General features: G+C 62.3%; 15 protein-coding genes. 7 read left to right on the top strand and 8 right to left on the bottom strand.

Going from position 1 to position 18,290, the window contains the following annotated elements:
* Positions 1-4: 4 nt before the first annotated feature.
* The 6 genes from trxA to dnaK are packed head-to-tail and all read right to left on the bottom strand — an operon-like array spanning position 5 to position 6,781.
* Positions 5-433 carry a thioredoxin gene (trxA, locus tag ACFV4R_RS15595; protein WP_377203275.1) on the bottom strand — a complete coding sequence of 143 codons (429 nt, stop codon included), beginning with the start codon at positions 431-433 and terminating at the stop codon, positions 5-7.
* Entirely contained in the window at positions 430-3,066 is a 2,637-nt protein-coding gene (clpB, locus tag ACFV4R_RS15590) for an ATP-dependent chaperone ClpB (protein ID WP_377203274.1), read from the bottom strand. The genes trxA and clpB overlap by 4 nt, the downstream gene beginning before the upstream one ends.
* The gene (locus ACFV4R_RS15585; protein WP_377203273.1) at positions 3,063-3,377 is read right to left on the bottom strand and encodes a chaperone modulator CbpM; all 315 of its coding nucleotides are present in this window, start codon (positions 3,375-3,377) and stop codon (positions 3,063-3,065) included. Before ACFV4R_RS15585 ends, clpB begins: the two co-directional genes overlap by 4 nt.
* A complete protein-coding gene (locus ACFV4R_RS15580; protein ID WP_377203272.1) occupies positions 3,374-4,324 on the bottom strand; it encodes a DnaJ C-terminal domain-containing protein in 951 nt (316 codons plus the stop codon). Before ACFV4R_RS15580 ends, ACFV4R_RS15585 begins: the two co-directional genes overlap by 4 nt.
* On the bottom strand, positions 4,317-4,862 hold the full coding sequence (locus ACFV4R_RS15575; protein WP_377203271.1) for a nucleotide exchange factor GrpE: 546 nt from the start codon (positions 4,860-4,862) through the stop codon (positions 4,317-4,319). The genes ACFV4R_RS15580 and ACFV4R_RS15575 overlap by 8 nt, the downstream gene beginning before the upstream one ends.
* Before the next feature lie 8 nt (positions 4,863-4,870).
* Positions 4,871-6,781, bottom strand: a complete 1,911-nt coding sequence (dnaK, locus tag ACFV4R_RS15570; RefSeq protein WP_377203270.1) for a molecular chaperone DnaK — start codon at positions 6,779-6,781, stop codon at positions 4,871-4,873.
* Between the two features lie 317 nt (positions 6,782-7,098).
* Between dnaK and ACFV4R_RS15565 the strand changes: the two genes are divergently transcribed.
* The 6 genes from ACFV4R_RS15565 to ACFV4R_RS15540 all read left to right on the top strand — a co-directional run bounded on the left by ACFV4R_RS15565 (position 7,099) and on the right by ACFV4R_RS15540 (position 13,942).
* Positions 7,099-8,802: a PucR family transcriptional regulator gene (locus ACFV4R_RS15565; protein ID WP_377203269.1), complete on the top strand. Its 1,704-nt coding sequence runs from the start codon at positions 7,099-7,101 to the stop codon at positions 8,800-8,802.
* A gap of 317 nt (positions 8,803-9,119) precedes the next feature.
* Entirely contained in the window at positions 9,120-9,986 is an 867-nt protein-coding gene (locus tag ACFV4R_RS15560; protein WP_377203268.1) for a S1C family serine protease, read from the top strand.
* Between the two features lie 74 nt (positions 9,987-10,060).
* Positions 10,061-10,633: an HdeD family acid-resistance protein gene (locus ACFV4R_RS15555; protein WP_377203267.1), complete on the top strand. Its 573-nt coding sequence runs from the start codon at positions 10,061-10,063 to the stop codon at positions 10,631-10,633.
* Between the two features lie 34 nt (positions 10,634-10,667).
* Positions 10,668-10,976 (top strand): UBP-type zinc finger domain-containing protein, encoded by a 309-nt coding sequence (locus ACFV4R_RS15550; RefSeq protein WP_377203266.1) that lies wholly within the window; start codon positions 10,668-10,670, stop codon positions 10,974-10,976.
* A 24-nt stretch (positions 10,977-11,000) separates the two neighbouring features.
* Entirely contained in the window at positions 11,001-12,731 is a 1,731-nt protein-coding gene (locus ACFV4R_RS15545) for an FAD-dependent oxidoreductase (RefSeq protein WP_377203265.1), read from the top strand.
* A 101-nt stretch (positions 12,732-12,832) separates the two neighbouring features.
* Positions 12,833-13,942 (top strand): hypothetical protein, encoded by a 1,110-nt coding sequence (locus ACFV4R_RS15540; RefSeq protein ID WP_377203264.1) that lies wholly within the window; start codon positions 12,833-12,835, stop codon positions 13,940-13,942.
* A gap of 321 nt (positions 13,943-14,263) precedes the next feature.
* Here the strand turns inward: ACFV4R_RS15540 and ACFV4R_RS15535 are convergent, their stop codons facing one another.
* On the bottom strand, positions 14,264-14,575 hold the full coding sequence (locus ACFV4R_RS15535; protein WP_377203263.1) for a putative quinol monooxygenase: 312 nt from the start codon (positions 14,573-14,575) through the stop codon (positions 14,264-14,266).
* Between the two features lie 605 nt (positions 14,576-15,180).
* Here ACFV4R_RS15535 and ACFV4R_RS15530 point away from each other — a divergent pair.
* Entirely contained in the window at positions 15,181-16,344 is a 1,164-nt protein-coding gene (locus ACFV4R_RS15530; protein ID WP_377203262.1) for a low temperature requirement protein A, read from the top strand.
* A gap of 1,022 nt (positions 16,345-17,366) precedes the next feature.
* Here ACFV4R_RS15530 and ACFV4R_RS15525 read toward each other — a convergent pair.
* Positions 17,367-18,272 (bottom strand): helix-turn-helix transcriptional regulator, encoded by a 906-nt coding sequence (locus ACFV4R_RS15525; protein WP_377203261.1) that lies wholly within the window; start codon positions 18,270-18,272, stop codon positions 17,367-17,369.
* Positions 18,273-18,290: the final 18 nt, after the last annotated feature.

The following is an 18,290-nucleotide window of genomic DNA, read 5'->3' as shown; positions in this document are numbered from 1 at the left end:
TGTGCTACTTCCTGAGTGCATCTTCCAGCCAGGACCTCAGCACCGGCGCGGGAGCTGCGCCAGCCTGCCTCGCGACGATCTTGCCGTCGACGATAACCATCAAGGTTGGCACTGCCTGAATCGAGAATCTGGCCGAGAGCTGCGGCGAGTGGTCCACATCGACCTTCACAAGTTTGATCTGCCCCGCCCGTTCGTGTGCCAACTGGTCCAGCGCAGGGCTGACCATCCGGCAGGGTCCACACCACACCGCCCAAAAGTCCACCAGGACCGGAACACCATGCCGTTCGGCGATCTCGCTGAAGTCGTCGTCGCCCGCTTCAACCACCCACGGAAGCTCCCGGTGGCAACTCCCGCAGCGTGGCCGGCCGTCGGCGGCAGCCGGAACGCGGTTGGATTTGCCACAGTGCGGACACTTGATGATTGCCTTATTCATGCGGTTCCGGCCTCTTCCATTTCCCTAGTGGCGTAGTCCACCAAGAGCTCACCATCGGCTGCTGTCACCGTCACGACTCCCCCCTCGGCGATGCTGCCGCGCAGGAGGGCCCGGCCCACCTCCGTTTCCACTACACGGGAGATAAAGCGGCGCAGTGGACGGGCTCCGTAGATCGGATCGAAGCCACGTTCGGCAATCAGCAGGCGCGCCTCATCGGTCAGGTGCAGTTCGACCTGCTGTTCGGCCAGCCGTTGCCGCAACTGTTGGAACTGCAGGTCCACAATGCGTTCGATCTGCGCCAGACCGAGCGGCGTAAACAGCACGATATCGTCCACACGGTTCAGGAACTCAGGGCGGAAGTGGCCCCGGAGCTCCCCCATCACCATGCTGCGCGCCTCCTCGGTGATCGTCCCGCCTTCGGTGGAACCCTCCAGGAGATATTGGGAACCGATATTGGAGGTCATGATGATCACGGTATTGCGGAAATCAACGGTCCGCCCCTGGGAGTCCGTAACCCTGCCGTCGTCCAGGACCTGCAAAAGGGTGTTGAAAATATCCGGGTGGGCCTTTTCCACCTCATCGAAAAGCACCACCGAATAAGGCTTGCGGCGTACGGCCTCGGTGAGCTGGCCGCCCTCGTCATAGCCTATATAGCCCGGAGGGGCACCCAAGAGCCGGCTCACGGTGTGACGCTCCTGGTACTCGCTCATGTCCAGCCGGATCATTGCGTTTTCACTGTCGAAAAGAGCCGCGGCAAGTGCCTTGGCAAGTTCGGTCTTGCCGACGCCTGTCGGTCCCAGGAAAATAAACGATCCGATGGGCCGGCGCGGGTCGCGGATGCCGGAGCGGGCACGGATGATGGCATCCGTGACCGCACTGATTGCTTCTTCCTGGCCGATCACACGGGCGCGCAGGATCTCGTCCAAATGCAGGACTTTCTCGCGTTCCCCCTGCTTCAGCCGGGCCACCGGTATGCCTGTCCAGGCCGCGACGATGTCGGCGATCTCGTCCTCCGTCACCACTTCGCGGAGCAGGCGTTTCTCCCCCTGCTTCGCGGCCAGCCGTTCCTCCTCGGCGGCCAGGCGCCGTTCGAGATCGGCAAGTTTGCCGTAACGCAGCTCCGCTGCCCGGTTGAGGTCGTAGTTCCGCTCTGCTTCCTCCGCTTCCTGCCGCACGCGCTCCAGTTCAGTGCGGATGTCCTGCAGCTTGTGGATCGCCTGGCGCTCGGCTTCCCATTGGGCCCGCTTCGCATCGGCCTCGCCGCGCAGGTCCGCCAATTCACGCCTCAGCTCCTCGAGCCGGGCCTTACTGGCCGGATCGGACTCCTTGGAGAGTGCCGCCTCTTCTATTTCGAGCCGCGTGACCTTCCGGGTGAGCTCATCCAGCTCCGCCGGCATCGAATCGATCTCGGTGCGCAGCCGGGCGCACGCCTCATCCACCAGGTCAATCGCCTTGTCCGGGAGGAACCGGTCAGTGATGTACCGGTGGGATAGGGTGGCCGCAGCCACCAGGGCACTGTCCTGGATCCGTACGCCGTGGAAGACTTCAAGCCTCTCCCGGAGCCCGCGAAGAATGGAAATGGCGTCCTCGACGTCGGGTTCCTCAACCAAAACGGGCTGGAAGCGGCGTTCCAGTGCCGGGTCCGATTCAATGTGTTTGCGGTATTCGTCGAGCGTGGTCGCCCCGATCATGTGGAGTTCCCCACGGGCGAGCATCGGCTTGAGCATGTTCCCGGCGTCCATGGACCCCTCACCCGCTCCTGCCCCGACGACCGTATGCAGCTCGTCGACGAAGAGCAGGATCCTTCCCTCCGCGGCCAGGACTTCGGCGAGGACCGCCTTCAACCGCTCCTCGAACTCGCCGCGGTACTTGGCACCTGCCACGAGCGCGCTCAGGTCGAGCGAGAAGATGGTCTTGTCCTTCAGCCCTTCCGGCACGTCCTGGCGGACGATCCGTTGGGCCAGTCCCTCCACAATGGCTGTCTTGCCGACGCCTGGCTCCCCGATCAGTACCGGGTTGTTCTTGGTCTTGCGGGAAAGGATCTGCACGACCCGCCGGATCTCGGCGTCGCGGCCGACGACCGGATCCAGTTTTCCGGTGCGGGCGTCCGCCACCAAGTCGCGGCCGTATTTCTCCAGCGCCTCGTACGTCTGTTCCGGTGTCGCAGACGTGACGCGCTGGTTTCCCCTGATCTGCGTCAGGACGGACAGGAACGCCTCGCGGGTGACGCCGTGCTCAGCCAGGACCCTGCCGGCCGCCGTGGAGCGGCCTTCCTCCGCCAGTGCCACCAGCAGGTGTTCCACCGAGACGTATTCGTCCTTAAGCCGCTTGGCTTCCCGTTCAGCAGCATCGAGGAGTGTGCCCAGCCTACGACTTACGTATACCTGGCCTGGCGCTGCCCCCGGCCCCGTGACCTTCGGCTTGCGCCTCAACTCTGCCTCGACCGCCGCCTTCAGCTCGTTCACGTCAACCTGCATGGCCACGATCAACCGCGGAACCAGTCCCCCCTCCTGCTCGAGCAGGGCCGCCAGCAGGTGTTCGCCGTCGGTCTCAGTGTGCCCATTGCGTTGTGCTATCCGCTGAGCCTCCGCCAAGGCCTCCTGGGATTTTTGTGTCAAACTCTCCATGTTCATCGTGAAGCAGTCCCTTCGACCTGCGTGATTTCAACCAATCGTCGTTCAAGCGCGTCGACCCGAACCAAAAGATCGAGTACCAGCGGGATTGCCGCGTAGTTCAGCGACAGCTCCGAATGGAGTCTCATGACGCGCCCTATGAGTTCCGGGGACCGCGTGCTGAACCATGGGCCACCAGGCGAGTCGCCCAGCGGCCGGATGAGGTCCAGATCCACGAACCGCATGACGACGTCGGGGTGAACGCCGGCGCTCCGGGCCACCGCGTCGAGATTCATGCGCCAGGGATAGGCGAGCGGATAGACGCCGCTCATCGCTCCTCCCTCGGATTGAACGTGGATACCGTGGCGAGCTTTTCGTACAGCTTCCGCTCCTCCTTGCTAGGGCTGGGGGGAACCATGATCTTGATTTCCGCATATAGGTTCCCCGGCAGCCCCCGAGGATTGGGCATCCCCTGCCCGCGGAGCCGCAGCCTGCGCCCACTGGAGGACCCTTCAGGAACGGTGACTGTGACAGGTCCGGCCGGCGCGTGGGTGGGTACCTTGGCCCCGAGTGCGGCCTCCGAGGGCGAGACCGGAAGATCGAAGTAGATGTCCCGGCCTTTTAGCCGGTATCTGGAGTCGGGTTGGATTCGTACGGTCAGGAAGAGGTCGCCGGATGGGCCTCCCTCCCTGCCCATGGCGCCCTCACCGGCCAGCCGGATACGCTGGCCGTCCAACACGCCGGGCGGCACGTCGACGTCGTAGCTCCGGGTCTCGCCGTCGGCCTGGGCCAGCCGGATGCTGCGCTTCCCGCCGTGGAGGGCTTCCTCAAGCGTCAGCCACAGCTCGGCCTCTTGGTCGGCCCCCTGGGCCGGGCCTCCTGCCTGTTGCCTGAACCAGCCGCCGAGGAGGTCCTCCCAGTCAACGTCGCCACCCATACCGCCGTCGCCATTTCCGTACGCCCCCCGTCCCGGCCGGGGGCCAGGCCGCGGTCCGGGCCGCGGGCCACCGGAACCCCCTCGCCGTCCTCCGCCCGACGAACCGGCCCCGCTACCGGCGTACTGCCGGTAGTCGGCCCCGAAACGGTCATAGCGCGCCCGGGTCTCGGGATCGGACAATGTGTCGTAGGCCTCGCCGATTTCTTTGAACTTGTCGGCGGCGTCCGGCTCACGGTTGACATCCGGATGGAATTTTCGGGCGAGTTTCCGGTATGCGCGTTGGATCTCGTCGGCCTCCGCTGTCCGTGGGACGCCGAGAACCGAATAGTGGTCCTTAGCCACGGTCCGGGGTCACCGCCCGGCTTACCACCACGGCGGCTGGCCGGAGCGTGTTTTCCGGGCCGCCGTAGCCGGGGCGCAGCACGGTCAGTACGGTCCCCGGGGGGACCTCTTCAGTTTCCACCACGCTGACAACCTCATGAAGCCGCGGATCGAAGGGGACATTCTCAGCATCGATGCGGGGATAGCCCAGGCGGGCCAGGGTGTCGATGGCCTGTTCCCGGATGGAGGCTATGCCCTCGACCAGCGGGTCCTCGGCACCCGCCGGTGCGTGCGACAGGGCAAGCTCCAGATTGTCCAGGATGGGCAGCCACGCCAAAGCAACCGCGGCGCGCTCCTGTGCCCTCAGCTGTGCGCCCTCCCGGGCCGCACGCTTCCGTACGTTGTCGGCGTCGGCCAGCGCACGGCGCCACTGGTCCTCCATTTTGGCCAAGGCGTCCGCCTGCACTGTGGACTGTACTTCCGTTTCCGGGGTTTCGGTGGCCCCTGCTTGCCCGTTTCCCTCGTGCGCCTGGCCCCCGAGTGCAGTCTCGTCGCTCATCGCTTTACCTAGCCACGGTCAAATTCCGCGTCGACGATATCCTCGTCATCGGCATCGCTGGACTCTCCGGCCTGCTGACCTGTTCCGGCTTCCTGACTGGCCCCGGCCCCGGTGGTGGCCGCGGAGGCAGCCGAGGCACGGAGCGCCGCCTGCAGTTGCTCGAGTTCGGAAATGAGCTCCCTCGCGGTGGCGACCTCCGCCTGGTTGCTGACCGCGTCGCGTGCCTGGCCAATCAGTAGTTCCGCCCGCGCCTTGTCGTGCGCGGGGACGGCGTCGCCCAGTTCATTGACGGCCCGCTCAACGCGGTAAGCCACCGCGTCGAGCTCGTTGAGGGTGTCGATCCGCTCCCGGTTTTGCACGTCCTCGTTTCGGTGGGACTCAGCCTCGGCAATCATTCGCTCGACTTCCTTGGTGTCGAGGTTGGAGCCCTCGCTGATGGTGATGCCCTGTTCCTTGCCCGTGTCCTTGTCCTTGGCCGTGACGTTCAGGATGCCGTTTGCGTCGACGTCGAAAGTAACTTCGACCTGCGGTTCTCCGCGAGGCGCCGGCCGGATGTCGCTCAGCTGGAACCGGCCCAGCACCCGGTTGTCCGCCGCCAGTTCGCGCTCCCCCTGCAAGACCACAACGTCAACGGCGGGCTGGTTGTCCTCGGCGGTGGAGAACACTTCACTGCGACGGGCGGGGATCGTCGTGTTGCGCTCGATGATCTTGGTCATGACGCCGCCGCGCGTCTCGACGCCCAAAGAAAGTGGGACTACGTCCAATAGCAGGACGTCCGAGACCTCTCCCTTAAGCACACCGGCTTGGATCGCAGCGCCGATGGCCACGACCTCGTCCGGATTGACACTCATGTTCGGATCCTTGCCGCCGGTCAGACGCCGGACGAGGTTCTGTACCGCGGGTATGCGGGTGGAGCCGCCTACCAAAATCACTTCATCGATGTCGTTAGCAGTAACCTTGGCGTCCGTCATCGCCTGCTTGACCGGATCCAAGGTGCGTTCCACCAGATCATGGGTGATATCGTCAAAAACGGAGCGCCGAATGGTGGTGGTCAGGTGCTTGGGGCCCGAAGCGTCGGCGGTGACGAAGGGAAGGTTGACCTGAGCCTGGCTCACGGAACTGAGCTCGACCTTCGCTTTTTCGGCCGCCTCAAACAGGCGTTGCAACGCCTGTGGGTCCGACCGCAGGTCGATGCCCTCCTGCTTCTGGAATTCGTCGGCCAGGTAATCGACAAGGCGGCGGTCAAAGTCGTCTCCGCCAAGGTGCGTGTCACCCGCCGTGGAGCGGACCTCCACAACTCCGTCCCCCACGTCCAGCAGGCTCACATCGAAGGTTCCACCGCCGAGGTCAAAAACTAAAACCGTCTCGTGCTGACGTTTGTCGATGCCGTAGGCCAGGGCCGCCGCGGTCGGTTCGTTGATGATGCGAAGTACCTCCAGCCCGGCGATCCTGCCCGCGTCCTTGGTGGCGGTGCGCTGCGCGTCGTTGAAGTACGCAGGGACCGTGATGACGGCCTCCGTCACTTTTTCGCCAAGCTGCTTTGCGGCGTCGTCCACCAGCTTGCGAAGGACAAGCGCGCTGACCTCTTCGGGTGATACCTTCTTGCCCTGAACCTGGAAACGCGCCACACCGTTGTCATCCGCTACGACGTCGAAACTCACGGCTTTGGCTTCATCCGTGATCTCGTCATAGTGCCGGCCAATAAAGCGTTTGGCCGACGTGATAGTTCCTTTGGGGTTGAGAATCGCCTGGCGGCGTGCCAGTTGCCCTACCAACCTTTCTCCACTGTCCGTGTACGCCACGACCGACGGCGTGGTCCGGGCTCCTTCTGCGTTGGGTATAACGCGGGCTTCCCCGCCTTCCCAGACAGCGATTACTGAGTTGGTTGTTCCAAGATCAATTCCTACTGCTTTGGCCATGACTCGCTCCGGTTCTTGTGGGCGCGACCCTCTCCTGTGGCGACGTCCGCCCGAGATTCCACCCCATGATTACGCGTCCTGTCTGCCGGGCCGTGAGGCTCGAAGGGCTTTAGTCATGTGGCCTTATAGGTCGAGTCTGCCCTGTAGAGGGAAACGGCGGCATGACCTCCCGGGTCCAATCTGCTCCAGGAAACTGACCTACCAGAATAGACTTCACAGGCGTAGTGTCGAAGATATCGGGATCGTAGTGGCGTCTGTTGCCACGCATCTCGGCACGGACGAGTCATAGCTGTGTGCAGAGGCGGCGGGTCAACTGAATGTTCGATCGAGGAGGGGCCGAGGAGATCCTCGGTAATGCCGTACGATCTGTTTCTGCTCTGGAATTCTGCTTCATAGCAGCCGCCTATCTCGTGGTGGACGGTCACCTGATCCCGAGCCCCAACCGGGCACCCACGATCCGCGACCATGATGCCAACCAACTCCAGGACGCGGATGACGCACCCTCCACCGCAGGGCCGGTGTGGCGATACGCGCTTTCTGTCTTTGGCGACAGCGGAGAACTGAACGGATGCCTCGTCCTACATGCGGGCGCTGTTCCAAGCCCGGCCCAGATGATCAAGCTCCGTGCAACGGCCCGGAGAACAGTCCCCGATCCAGATGAAGAAACGGCAGGAACACACCTGCAGGAGGACACGGCCCGGCTCTCCAATGCTCATGACGTTGCCAAACGATTGCGACTCCTCTCGGCAACGGTTATGCAACTCGAAACCCGAACGTCGGTCCAGAACGCCCTGGATGGAACACTTACCGCTTCCCTCGGACAAATGAAGTCGCGGAACTCCCTCTTGGCGGAAGTGCTGTCAGTAGTGACGGGGCGCTCCGTTTGTGTCGAGGACGGGTTCGGCAATATCCGGGCCGCGGCCGGGACCACACCCGGGCGCCCCTATCCCCGGCCCAGCGCTGCCGACAGGTCTCGCACGGCGCAACTCTGGGTCGCCTCCCGCTTACCGGTCCAGGAACCCCTAAGGCTCGTGGCTCTGGTGCTTCCGGACAGGGACGTGCTCGGGGCAATGTGCTTGCTGGAGAACGGCGTGCCCTACACCGCCGAAGACGTCTTCGCCTTGCAGTATGCAACACGGCTCCTGCAGGTCGAGTTGTCGCATCGGCACAGAATTGCACAGCTGGAACTGGAGTTGGGGCGCGACCTTGTGTATGAACTGGTGTCAGGAATGGATGAAGACGCCGCAGCCGCGCGTGCCGGGGCGTTGGGATACGACATCAGGGGTCCGCATCACGTGGTCGTCGCTCAGTGGCAGCCGCCAAGAACGGACGATACTGTGGTGATCGCCTTGCGCAGGGCACTGCGCGAACTCCAGATCCCTGCTCTCGTCTCGCGACGCGCGGACATAGCACTTGCCGTGGTTGCGGGAGATCCGCTGGATACAGAGCTCTTTACCGTTGTGGCAAGGACTCTGCGCAGCGCCACCGGAGCCGTGGGCATCGGGGGGCCGAGCCGAGACGTCACCCAACTCCCGCGCTCCTACGCGGAGGCAATGCGTGCGCTGCACATCAGCGTACACTCCATCGACCCCTACGGGTCCACGCGCTACGACCAGTTGGGGATCTACCGCATCCTTGACATGCCGGGCAGCGAAATCGACCTCTCGGGCTACGTCGCGGAGTGGCTGGGTGCGCTGCAGTACAATGACTCCCGGCGGGGATCAGATCTGGTGCATACGTTGGCCCAATATCTGGATCATGGCGGCAACTACGACGACACAGCGGACAGCCTGGCAATTCACCGGAGCACGCTGAGATACCGGCTCAAGTCCATCCGGCAAATCACCGGTTTTGACCTTGCTGACCCCGAAATTCGCCTCAATCTGCACGTTGCCACCCGAGCTTGGCGCCTACGTCCCCACGAACGCGCGGGACTATCTCACGGCTCAGGTCAAGTGCGACACGGGAACGCGCAGGTGCCTCGGGTTGACCTGGGGGACCCAAAACGGGACGCTTTTTAGGCGTCTCGGGGCCATGCGGCGGAGGTGACGGCGGAGGAGACTCGGACTGGTACATGTCGGCATAGACATCCATACGAGGCAACGGGGATCCAATGAGTGTGAGCAGACCAAGGGCCACCGAGTGCGAGGCCCCGCTCCAGTTGCCGGGACGCAGGAAGGCGTGGACCGCGGTTCTCGGAGCGGGCTTACTCATATTCGGGTCAGCATGCACAGGGTCGCCACCGGCTCCGGGATCACAATCACCCAGCACATCGGATTCCAGGGCAACAGGGGATCTTTCGACCGTTCCTGGAGTTGTCAGGGAAGTTGAGCCCTCGGTGGTCACGATCCGGACATCAGCCGGTATCGGCAGCGGAGTGGTCTACCGCAGCGACGGCACCATCGTTACGGACGCCCACGTGGTGGAGGACCAGCAGAAGGCGCCGTTCAAGAGCGTCAGCATCCACTTCGCGGACGGATCTCAGGCGGCGGCCACCGTCGTCGGGGTTGACGATCCAACCGACGTGGCAGTGCTGAAGGCGGACCGTGGCAACCTTCCGGCCGCCAAGTTCTCGACGGCTCTTCCGGAAGTTGGGCAACTGGCAGTTGTTATTGGCAGTCCTCTGGGGCTGGAACAGACCGTCACCGCGGGCATCGTTTCGGCGCTTCACCGCAACATGCCGCCGTCAGAGGGATCACCGCAAGGGCTCATCGACCTTATCCAGACGGACGCGCCCATCTCCCCGGGCAATTCAGGTGGAGCAGTGGTCAACAGCAATTCAGAGATCATCGGGCTCTCAGAAGCCTACTTGCCACCCAGCTCAGGGGCCGTGTCGATCGGGTTCGTAACTCCCGCGGCGACCGTGATCGACGTAGCGGAACAGATACTGACGAGCGGTGTGGCCGCGCACGCTGTCCTCGGTGTTATTCCGACCGATATCTCCCCTGAGATCGCAAGCCGTTTCGGCCTTCCCGGAACGTCAGGCGCGCTGATCATTGAAGTTGTCCAACGAGGACCAGCAGTCAAAGCGGGGCTGCAGCCGGGAGACATCATCACCCAGTTCGACGGGCAGAAGATCGCGGGCGTGACGGACCTTCTGGCCGCTCTACGTAAGAAGCAGCCGGGACAGCAGTCTGATGTGGAGTTCCGGAGAGGGCAAGATACAAAGTCAGTGAAAGTCACGCTGGAGAGCACTGCGAAGTAACAGTGCCGCCCGGATCAAATGCCCACGCCAGCAAGTATCCAATTGCACCACCTTCCAGAAACAGAGGTTTGGCTATGTCTGACGCACTGGGACAACAATTGGTCAAGGGATCAGGAACTGCGTTGATTGTCCGTGGCATTGCGGCCGTTCTCTTCGGCATCTTGGTTGTCGTCTGGCCCGGCGTATCCGTACTCGCACTGGTGATCCTCTTTGGAACTTTCGCGATTTTTGACGGCATGACGAACATCGTGCACTACGTAACGCGCAAGGGGCGCCGGTCCGGCTGGCAATTAGTTGGCGGCGTCATCTCCGTACTCGCGGGTCTTGCCGCGTTTACCTGGCCTGGAATCACGGCTCTTTCGTTGGCGCTGGTCATCGGCCTGTGGGCGGTTATTCTCGGTGTCTCTCAAATAGCACTCGCCTTCGAAGTAAAGAAGACTGTCCGCCAATGGTGGCTCTGGCTGATCACAGGTATCGTCACCACTGTTTTCGGCTTCTTCGTCGCCGTTCTTCCCGGTCCAGGCATCCTTAGTCTTCTAGGTCTGCTCTCGTCCTTCGCAATTCTCTTCGGGATACTCCTGATCGCCTCCGGAGCCGGACTTCGCAGACTGGGCGAAAGTCCCAATACACGGCTCTCGATGGGCTAAAGCCTGGCAACCCAGGGCATGACTCCGGGCTTGCATGAGGGCCCGAGCCCAGACGGACCGGACAGACATAGGAGCCATTATGATTTCCCCGATTCTAGATCCGCATCTGGCATGGGTTCGTCCGGTGCGGGCGCGAACACCACAGGGCTGCGAGGAGTGCCTGGTTTTGGGCACTCCGTGGGTTCACTTGCGTTTATGTCTCACCTGCGGCCACGTCGGGTGTTGTGACTCCTCCCCTATGCGGCACGCCAGAGCTCACGCCACCGAGTTGCACCCGATCGTTCGTTCCCTGGAGCCCGGCGAAGACTGGCGCTGGTGCTACCCCCATGAGGCATTTGTCTAGGACGCGGAGGGGTGCAGCCGACTGATGGAACCTGTCACAGACTCGACTCTGATCGAAACGCCGGATATCTCGGGCGCATATCCACGGCTCGGCCAGGCCCAGATCGAGATGCTTAGCCGTGCCGGCACCAGGCGGTCTGCCTCCGCCGGGGAGGTCCTCATACACGAGGGAAACATCGACGCTGACTTCTTCGTGATTCTGCAGGGTAAGGTACTGGTCGTGGAGGGGCCGCACGCCGCCGGTGAAGGACAGCCGGCTGGGCCGGGCCGCGGCACACGGATCCTCGAAGTTCACGGACCCGGGCGCTTCCTCGGCGAGCTGGGCCTGGTCGAGGGACAGCCTGCCTTTGTCAGCGCAGTGGTCGCCGAGGCCGGAGAAGTGCTCCACATCAGCGGCGACAATCTACGCCGAAATGTTTTCACGGACGCCACGGTGGGTGAGACCATCCTGCGGGCATATCTTCAGCGCCGGATCCTCCTGATCAGCGCAGGCGCGGGCGTCCGCATCGTAGGGTCCCGTTTCAGCCGTGACACGCTCCGGTTGTTGGATTTTACAGCTGCCAACCGCCTGCCCCACCGCCTTGTCGATCTGGAAGATGACGAGCAGGCACAGGCGATTCTGGACCGCGCGGGAATCCTCGCCAGTGACATGCCCGCCGTGGTGCTGAACGCTTCGAAGGTCCTCAAAAACCCGTCCAACGCGGAACTGGCCCTTGCCCTGGGCCTGCGGGCGGTGAAAGAGCATTCTGCCCCGTACGATCTCATGGTGATCGGTGCCGGTCCGGCCGGTCTGGCGGCCGCTGTGTACGCGGCGTCCGACGGTTTGTCGGTGGTCCTCAAGGAAGGCCATGCGATAGGTGGGCAGGCCGGCACGTCACCACGGATTGAGAACTTTCTCGGCTTTCCCTCCGGAATCTCGGGTGGGGAACTCACTGAAAGGGCGATCATGCAGGCCCGAAAATTCAAAGTCCAGGTCAACGTCGGGTGCCAGGCAAGCTCCATCACAGTGCGCGACGGTGAGTTCCGTGCCGATTTCGACGAGAGCGGCCCCGCCTTATCACGTGCCGCGCTCCTCGCCACCGGGGTTCACTACCGCCGCCTGCCAGTCCCCCGGCTGGAGGAATACGAGGGAATCAGCGTCTTCTACGCCGCCACTGTCCATGAGGCCAGGCTTTGTGGAACGCAACCAGTGGCCGTCGTCGGTGGCGGGAACTCCGCGGGCCAGGCCGCCCTTTTCCTGTCTGGTATGGGAACACAGGTGCGGCTGGTGGTGCGCGGGGAAATCCTTCGGGCGGACATGTCCGGCTACCTCGCGGATCGAATAGAAGAGCACCACGGCATAGAGGTACTGCTGGGGGCCAACATCGTGGGACTCGTTGGTTCAGGAGCCCTCGAACATATCGTCGTAGACCTGGAGGCCACGGGCGAACAACGCATTTTCCCCTCGCGATACCTCTTCGTTTTCATCGGAGCCAAGCCGCACACAGAATGGCTGCAGAATACCCTGGCCCTGGATGACCACGGCTTTATTCTCACAGGGGCTGACCTCGAAGACCTTCCTCCCGAGTTCAACCACCTGGGGCGGAGACGACTGCCCCTGGAAACCAGCGTGCCCGGCATCTTCGCAGCCGGCGATGTTCGGCATGGATCGGTGAAACGCGTAACGGCAGCCGCCGGGGAAGGCTCAACGGCAGTGGCAATGATCCACGAGCACCTGCGCCTCATCCGGGAAGGACCTTCCAGTGCGCGTCAGTGAGGGACAGCGTAGCCAGGCCCTGACCGGCCGAAAAGTTCAAATCGACGACGACATCCAGATTGCTGACAGAGAACCACGACACCGAACCATAGGAGGCCCGGGTGCTGGACAGTCCAGGTGATGCGAGCCCTTCCAGTGACCGAAAGTTAGGTGTGCTCGCAGAGCCGGAGGTCACCGCCGAGTTTGCCGAACGTAACGGCCGGGAGGTGGGCCATCTTCTGAACCTTGCCGATGAACGCCACAACTGGTCCGTGTCCATCGAGTACCGGGACTTTACGGCAGGCAACGGGTTGACCCCAATGTTGGATTCCTTGGCGAAACATCGGACCCACCGAGCATGGGATGTCATGGTCTGCCTGACCGATCTTCCGATTCGTCTTGAGGGCCGGACTGTTGTCGCGGAAGTCGCGCTCGGGGAGCCTATCTCCCTGGTTTCTTTGCCCGCGCTCGGCGCCGTCAACATTGATCGCCGAGTCCGCTCTGCCGTCACCGACCTCGGGTGGGCGATGCATCGCCATTTCGATCCCGAGGATGACTACGGGGATTTCGGTCCACCATCGCTGCACCAATCGCGGCGTATTGAGAGAGCAGTCCTTGGCGAGGGGCCGATCGGGTTCCGCTACCTTTCAGCAACCCGTCTCGGGCGGGGACGGTTGCTGGCGGGTATGCTGCGGGCGAACCGTCCTTGGCGTCTGGTCTTCGGATTGAGAAGCGCAATGGCTGCCGCCATTGCCACAGGTGCTTTCGCACTTGTCACGAACACCATCTGGCAACTCGCAGACTTGCTAGGGGCGCCGAGGTTGATTTTACTGATGATCCTTTCGATCAGTTCGATGGTGTTTTGGATCATCACCCAACACGACCTATGGGAAAGCCCCCGGCGAGACCATCCCCTCGAACGCTACAAGGCTTCCTTGTACAACACCTCCACGGTGTGGTCACTGGTGATCGGGGTCGTCATCAGCTACGTCCTTTTGTTCGTCGCCGTACTGCTGGCGGCGGCGTTCACCATCGACGGAGATCTCTTGGCGCAGACCCTGCAACATCCAGTGACGGTCTGGGACTTTGCCGAAGTCGCGTGGATGACGACGTCGGCGGCGCTCATCGGTGGGGCATTGGGCTCGGGATTCGAGTCAAAGGATGACATTCTTCGGGCGGCGTACGGCCAACGGGAGCGTCATCGTCGCCAGTCGGCCGAGGAAAGCGAATGATGCGTCGCGGGTGAAGCCCATCTGGCCGTGCGGGCTAGGGCGGGCGGCGGCTCACCCTGGCCGGGACCAGCATCTCGGCCTGGCGCAATTCGACGTATCATGAAACGACGATGGCGATAACAGGGTCACCGAACGCCTCGGGACGGCCGGTGCCTGCTCGTGTTGACTTCTGCTCCTATGCCTGAGGATAGTTGGGGCTCTCCTGCTGGTGCTTTAGCTGCCGGGCGACATCTGATGAAAGCGGTCACCGAATCTCGCTCCTGAGCCAAGGGCCATGGATGTGGGGAAACAGCCTCGCGTTGCTGTGACGCGGGAAGGCCTCTATCCGTCTTCCAACGGCAGCTTGTATGCGAGCACGTCGATGTTCTGTATGTTGGGTTCCGCGCTGAACAGCTCTGCTCCCTGAGCGGCAAGTGCTTGCCCGACTCCCCCTGCTAAGTGGGCCTGTCGGGCCTCGTCATCGGGGAATACGTCGAAGACGCCGAAGGTCGATTCGTCAAACTGGAGGGCGAACCAAGCGCGCGTATCTGGCTCCTCTTCGACGACGGCGCGGGCGGACCGAAGGAAATCCGCGACCTCCTTCTCCTTGCCAGGTATGGCCTTTAGGATCACCGACAACGCAACCTCAATCATGCTGACTCACCCAGCCCGAGCCCGTTGATTCCAGTCTGCATGACAGTTTTCATGGCGAGTCTCCTTGGAACGGAACTGCGTTGGGATGATGCGGACCGTAAAGGCCTCGTGGCACCTCCTCAACCTATCGAGGGAGCGGCGCGACGCCCTGCCCAGTCTCCCAGTGATCGCCAACCACCACAAGAGACGATTCCTTCTGCCAACGCACCCGTTGAAGGCGACAGTACGGACGTGCGGCAGAAGTGGGTAGCCGGATCTTCCATGTTTCGCGAATTCTCATGAAGCAGTCGACGCCGTTCCCTCCGGGCTACGTCCGATGAAACCACTGCAGCGCTTTCAATTTGCATCAGCTGCGTATTGTTGAGGTGGACGTTGCCATCGGCCTGCTCCCCATTGGGTGACCCGCCGGGTGGCGACAGCTTTTTTGCGTATTTTTCGGTGGGGTGAACTCAAAACAGTCACCGATGACCAGCGCGTAGCGCCTGCGGACGCTGCACCGTTCCACCTCTCCGGAAAGTTTTCCCTTGACTTCCTTGCTGACTGTCGTCAGTCTTTCCGTCAACAGGAGGGGCGTCCGTCTGCTCCTAGCCCAGTGGAGGATACCCATGATCCGTGCCAGGTCGCTGATGCGTTCCGCGACTTCCGGAGACCGGGTTACGCGCCTTGAGCTATTCTTCGATCTAGTCTTTGTTTTTGCGCTATCACAGCTGTCTCATCATCTGTTGGAGCACCCTTCGTGGGTGGGCGCCGGTGAGACATTCGTGCTTCTCCTTGCGGTCTATAAGGTGTGGGTGTACACAACCTGGGCAGCGTCACTGCTGGACACTTCGCGACTTGCAGTGCAGTGGATGCTGCTGGGCGTCATGTTGGTCACTCTATTCATGAACGCCTCAATCGACACAGCGTTTGGGGCCTTCGGCTGGCTCTTTGCCACGAGCTATCTCTTGGTCCAGTTGGGCCGGGGAGCGTGGATGCTCACTGTCGGACTCGACCGGACCACTCACAACCACTTCGTGCGCACGCTGATCTGGGGCTGTATGAGTGCGCCGTTTTGGATTGCCGGCGTCTTCTTCGGTCCGGGACAGCGTTTGATGTTCTGGGGCGTCGCTGCAGCGATCGATCTGGGCGGACATATGCTGGCGCACCGGTTGCCTGGCCGGAGTACGGAGGGAAGCCAGGTCCCGCTCCCGGGAGAAAGGATCTTTGAACGGTTCGGGTTGTTCTACCTCATTGCCCTCGGCGAGACGATCCTTTCGACCGGCTTGGCGATTGCGGGCAATCTGGACGACCCCATGATTTTCGTGACCGGGACCGTAGGTTTGGCCGGAAGTGTCGCGATCTGGTGGTGCTACTTCCATGGCCTCGAACGGGAGATTCTGGAAAAGCTTGCTTCTGTTGATGACCAGTTTCGGCCCGGCATTTTGGCGGGCAACACCTTGGTGGTGTTGCTGGCGGGGCTAATTCTGGTAGCGGTTGGTGATCAGCTCGTTATCAGTGATCCGGCAGTCCGGCCCGATTTGGCCACCGTTCTGCTTCTATTTGCTGGGCCGACTCTTTTTCTTGCTGGTCGAGGCCTCTTTGTTCGACGCGTACTGGGCCAACGCCAATCATCTGATCTCATGGGCATCGTTGCCTTGGTGCTGCTGGCCAATTTGAGCTTTCTCCTTCCCACTTTCGTGGCCGCTATGGGTGCCGTTCTTCCCCTTGTAGGCGTAGCAGTTTCCGACGCCGTACACCGCCGCCGCCGAATGCAACTGGGAAACCGCTGAAGGCGTAGTGAACCCGAGGGCCGAAGGCTACGCCGTCTCGTCGCATCCAACAGCAGCGAGGCCTTGCACCGGGCCACAGCCAATCCCCCGGATGCCCCTCGTCGTCGACCTCGGACTCCCTGACATCGACGGGGCAGACGTCATCCGGGGCATCCGCGGCTGGACCGAACTGCCGATCGTTGTGCTCTTAGCCCGGCGAGGATTAACAGACAAGGTCGATGCGCTCGACGCCGGCGCAGGCGATTACGGTACGCCACAAGAATCAAGCTCCGCGAATTCGGCGTCTCAATGATGAACAGCGACGCGGATGCTGCGACCCAGGTGCCGAGGCCCGCTACTTTCGACGAAAAATCAATCCTGGATGTCCAAGTGACTGAAACGGGAGGGATCAGCATTCTGGTAGGACGCGGTACCTCTATGTGGACCCCCGAGGAGTGGATCATCTGTGATGGGCTGGCTGTGGCATATGCCCAACGGTTGGTCTTCTGGACAAGCACTCTCAGTGAACGCTATGGATACCGCTCCCTGTGGACTCTCGGCCTGCGGATGAATGGCCTCAAGGGTCTACGCTCCCACATGACGACGGATGACTCGAGCAGTTTCGAACGTCGTAAATCCGTGCACAGTGATGTGTACACAAGCACGACCACGGTCAGTGCCGAGGCACTGGCCAGCTCACCCGAGGATGCAGTCGAGTCACTGGTCGGCCGTCTACTTAAGATGCTTGGAACCACTCAACATCATCTAGGCAACGTGCGTTAGGGACGCAGCCGCCGAGGTTCTGCTGGTGACAGGTGGCGCTTGTGACACCGCGTGGCTTGCCTTAGACAAAAACCAGGCGGACACACCTGCCCCAGCCGCCAAATCTGATTCCATGTGTCTCATAACCTCAGTGCCTTGAATCCCAAGGGGTGTGAGACGGCAAAACCTTCCGTCGACGGGATCTTTGGGCAAGTTCCGCCGCGCAAAAATGCTGGGGTTCGGCCGACCGTCGCTTGGGATGAAATTCTAGGATCTCAGCATCAATTTCCAGGGAGGTGGTTGGTGGCTGCTTCGTCTTTAACTTTCAGTTCGACGCTGTTTGTAGCTGCCCAGTTAGCCAGCAGCTGCAGTCCCTCCTGGGACGCGGAGCCTGGTTCCGCGGAAAACACGAGCATCTGGAGAGCCCTGTCGGAGGCCAGGTCCAGCCCGAGGTAGTTCAGGTCAAGGTCGCCGACGATGGGGTGGTGAACACTTTTGATGCCGCCGCGGTGTTCGCGGACATCGTGGGCTCCCCAGAGTTTCCGGAAGAGGTCGCTGCGGGTTGAGAGTTCGCCGACGAGGTCGCTGAGTTGACGGTCGTAGGGGGAACGGCCCGCTTCGACCCGGAGGAGGGCGACGATCTGGCGGGTGTTGGATTCCCAGTCCCGGTAGAAAGTCTGTGCCCTGGGATCGAGGAACACGAAGCGTGCCGCGTTCACCGGCTGCCGGGAGTCCTCGAGCATTTCCGAAAAGAGAGCCCGGCCAAGGCTGTTGGTGGTGACTGCGTCCAGCCGTCCGTTCTGTACGAACACCGGGACGGTGGACATCGCGTCGATGGTTTGCTGCAGGGCCAGGTTGATCTGCGTTTTGCGGGTCGGGCGCCTCCGCGTCGGGTGGGCGCTGGCGTTAGCTGAGCGGATGAGCTCGTAGAGATGTGAGTGCTCGGCCTCGTCCAGTTGCAGGGCGCGGCTGATCCCATCAATCACTGCCTCCGACGCCCCTTTGGCGTTGCCGCGTTCCAAGCGTTTGTAGTACTCGGAACTCATCCCGGCCAGGAGGGCGACTTCTTCCCGCCGCAGGCCAGGAACACGGCGCCGTCCGCCGAAGTCCGGCAGGCCCGCTTGCTGCAGGGTCAGCTTGGCCCGACGCGAGCTGAGGAACTGGCTGAGGTCGTCCTGGTTGTCCATGAAATCGAACGTACCCCG

Origin of the sequence: Pseudarthrobacter sp. NPDC059871, from assembly GCF_042731175.1 — a bacterium.
Lineage (GTDB): Bacteria > Actinomycetota > Actinomycetes > Actinomycetales > Micrococcaceae > Arthrobacter.
The sequence above is the reverse complement of the archived record's forward strand: the minus strand, read 5'-3'. Positions and strand labels throughout refer to the sequence as shown.

What these genes read in the sequence shown, in the direction of transcription:
- ACFV4R_RS15575 (WP_377203271.1), bottom strand. Translation starts at nt 4,862, where the DNA reads ATGAGCGACGAGACTGCACTCGGGGGCCAGGCGCACGAGGGAAACGGG.
- ACFV4R_RS15535 (WP_377203263.1), bottom strand. Translation starts at nt 14,575, where the DNA reads ATGATTGAGGTTGCGTTGTCGGTGATCCTAAAGGCCATACCTGGCAAG.
- trxA (WP_377203275.1), bottom strand. Translation starts at nt 433, where the DNA reads ATGAATAAGGCAATCATCAAGTGTCCGCACTGTGGCAAATCCAACCGC.
- ACFV4R_RS15555 (WP_377203267.1), top strand. Translation starts at nt 10,061, where the DNA reads ATGTCTGACGCACTGGGACAACAATTGGTCAAGGGATCAGGAACTGCG.
- ACFV4R_RS15550 (WP_377203266.1), top strand. Translation starts at nt 10,668, where the DNA reads ATGAGGGCCCGAGCCCAGACGGACCGGACAGACATAGGAGCCATTATG.
- ACFV4R_RS15585 (WP_377203273.1), bottom strand. Translation starts at nt 3,377, where the DNA reads ATGAGCGGCGTCTATCCGCTCGCCTATCCCTGGCGCATGAATCTCGAC.
- ACFV4R_RS15530 (WP_377203262.1), top strand. Translation starts at nt 15,181, where the DNA reads ATGATCCGTGCCAGGTCGCTGATGCGTTCCGCGACTTCCGGAGACCGG.
- dnaK (WP_377203270.1), bottom strand. Translation starts at nt 6,781, where the DNA reads ATGGCCAAAGCAGTAGGAATTGATCTTGGAACAACCAACTCAGTAATC.
- ACFV4R_RS15565 (WP_377203269.1), top strand. Translation starts at nt 7,099, where the DNA reads ATGTTCGATCGAGGAGGGGCCGAGGAGATCCTCGGTAATGCCGTACGA.
- ACFV4R_RS15545 (WP_377203265.1), top strand. Translation starts at nt 11,001, where the DNA reads ATGGAACCTGTCACAGACTCGACTCTGATCGAAACGCCGGATATCTCG.
- clpB (WP_377203274.1), bottom strand. Translation starts at nt 3,066, where the DNA reads ATGAACATGGAGAGTTTGACACAAAAATCCCAGGAGGCCTTGGCGGAG.
- ACFV4R_RS15525 (WP_377203261.1), bottom strand. Translation starts at nt 18,272, where the DNA reads ATGGACAACCAGGACGACCTCAGCCAGTTCCTCAGCTCGCGTCGGGCC.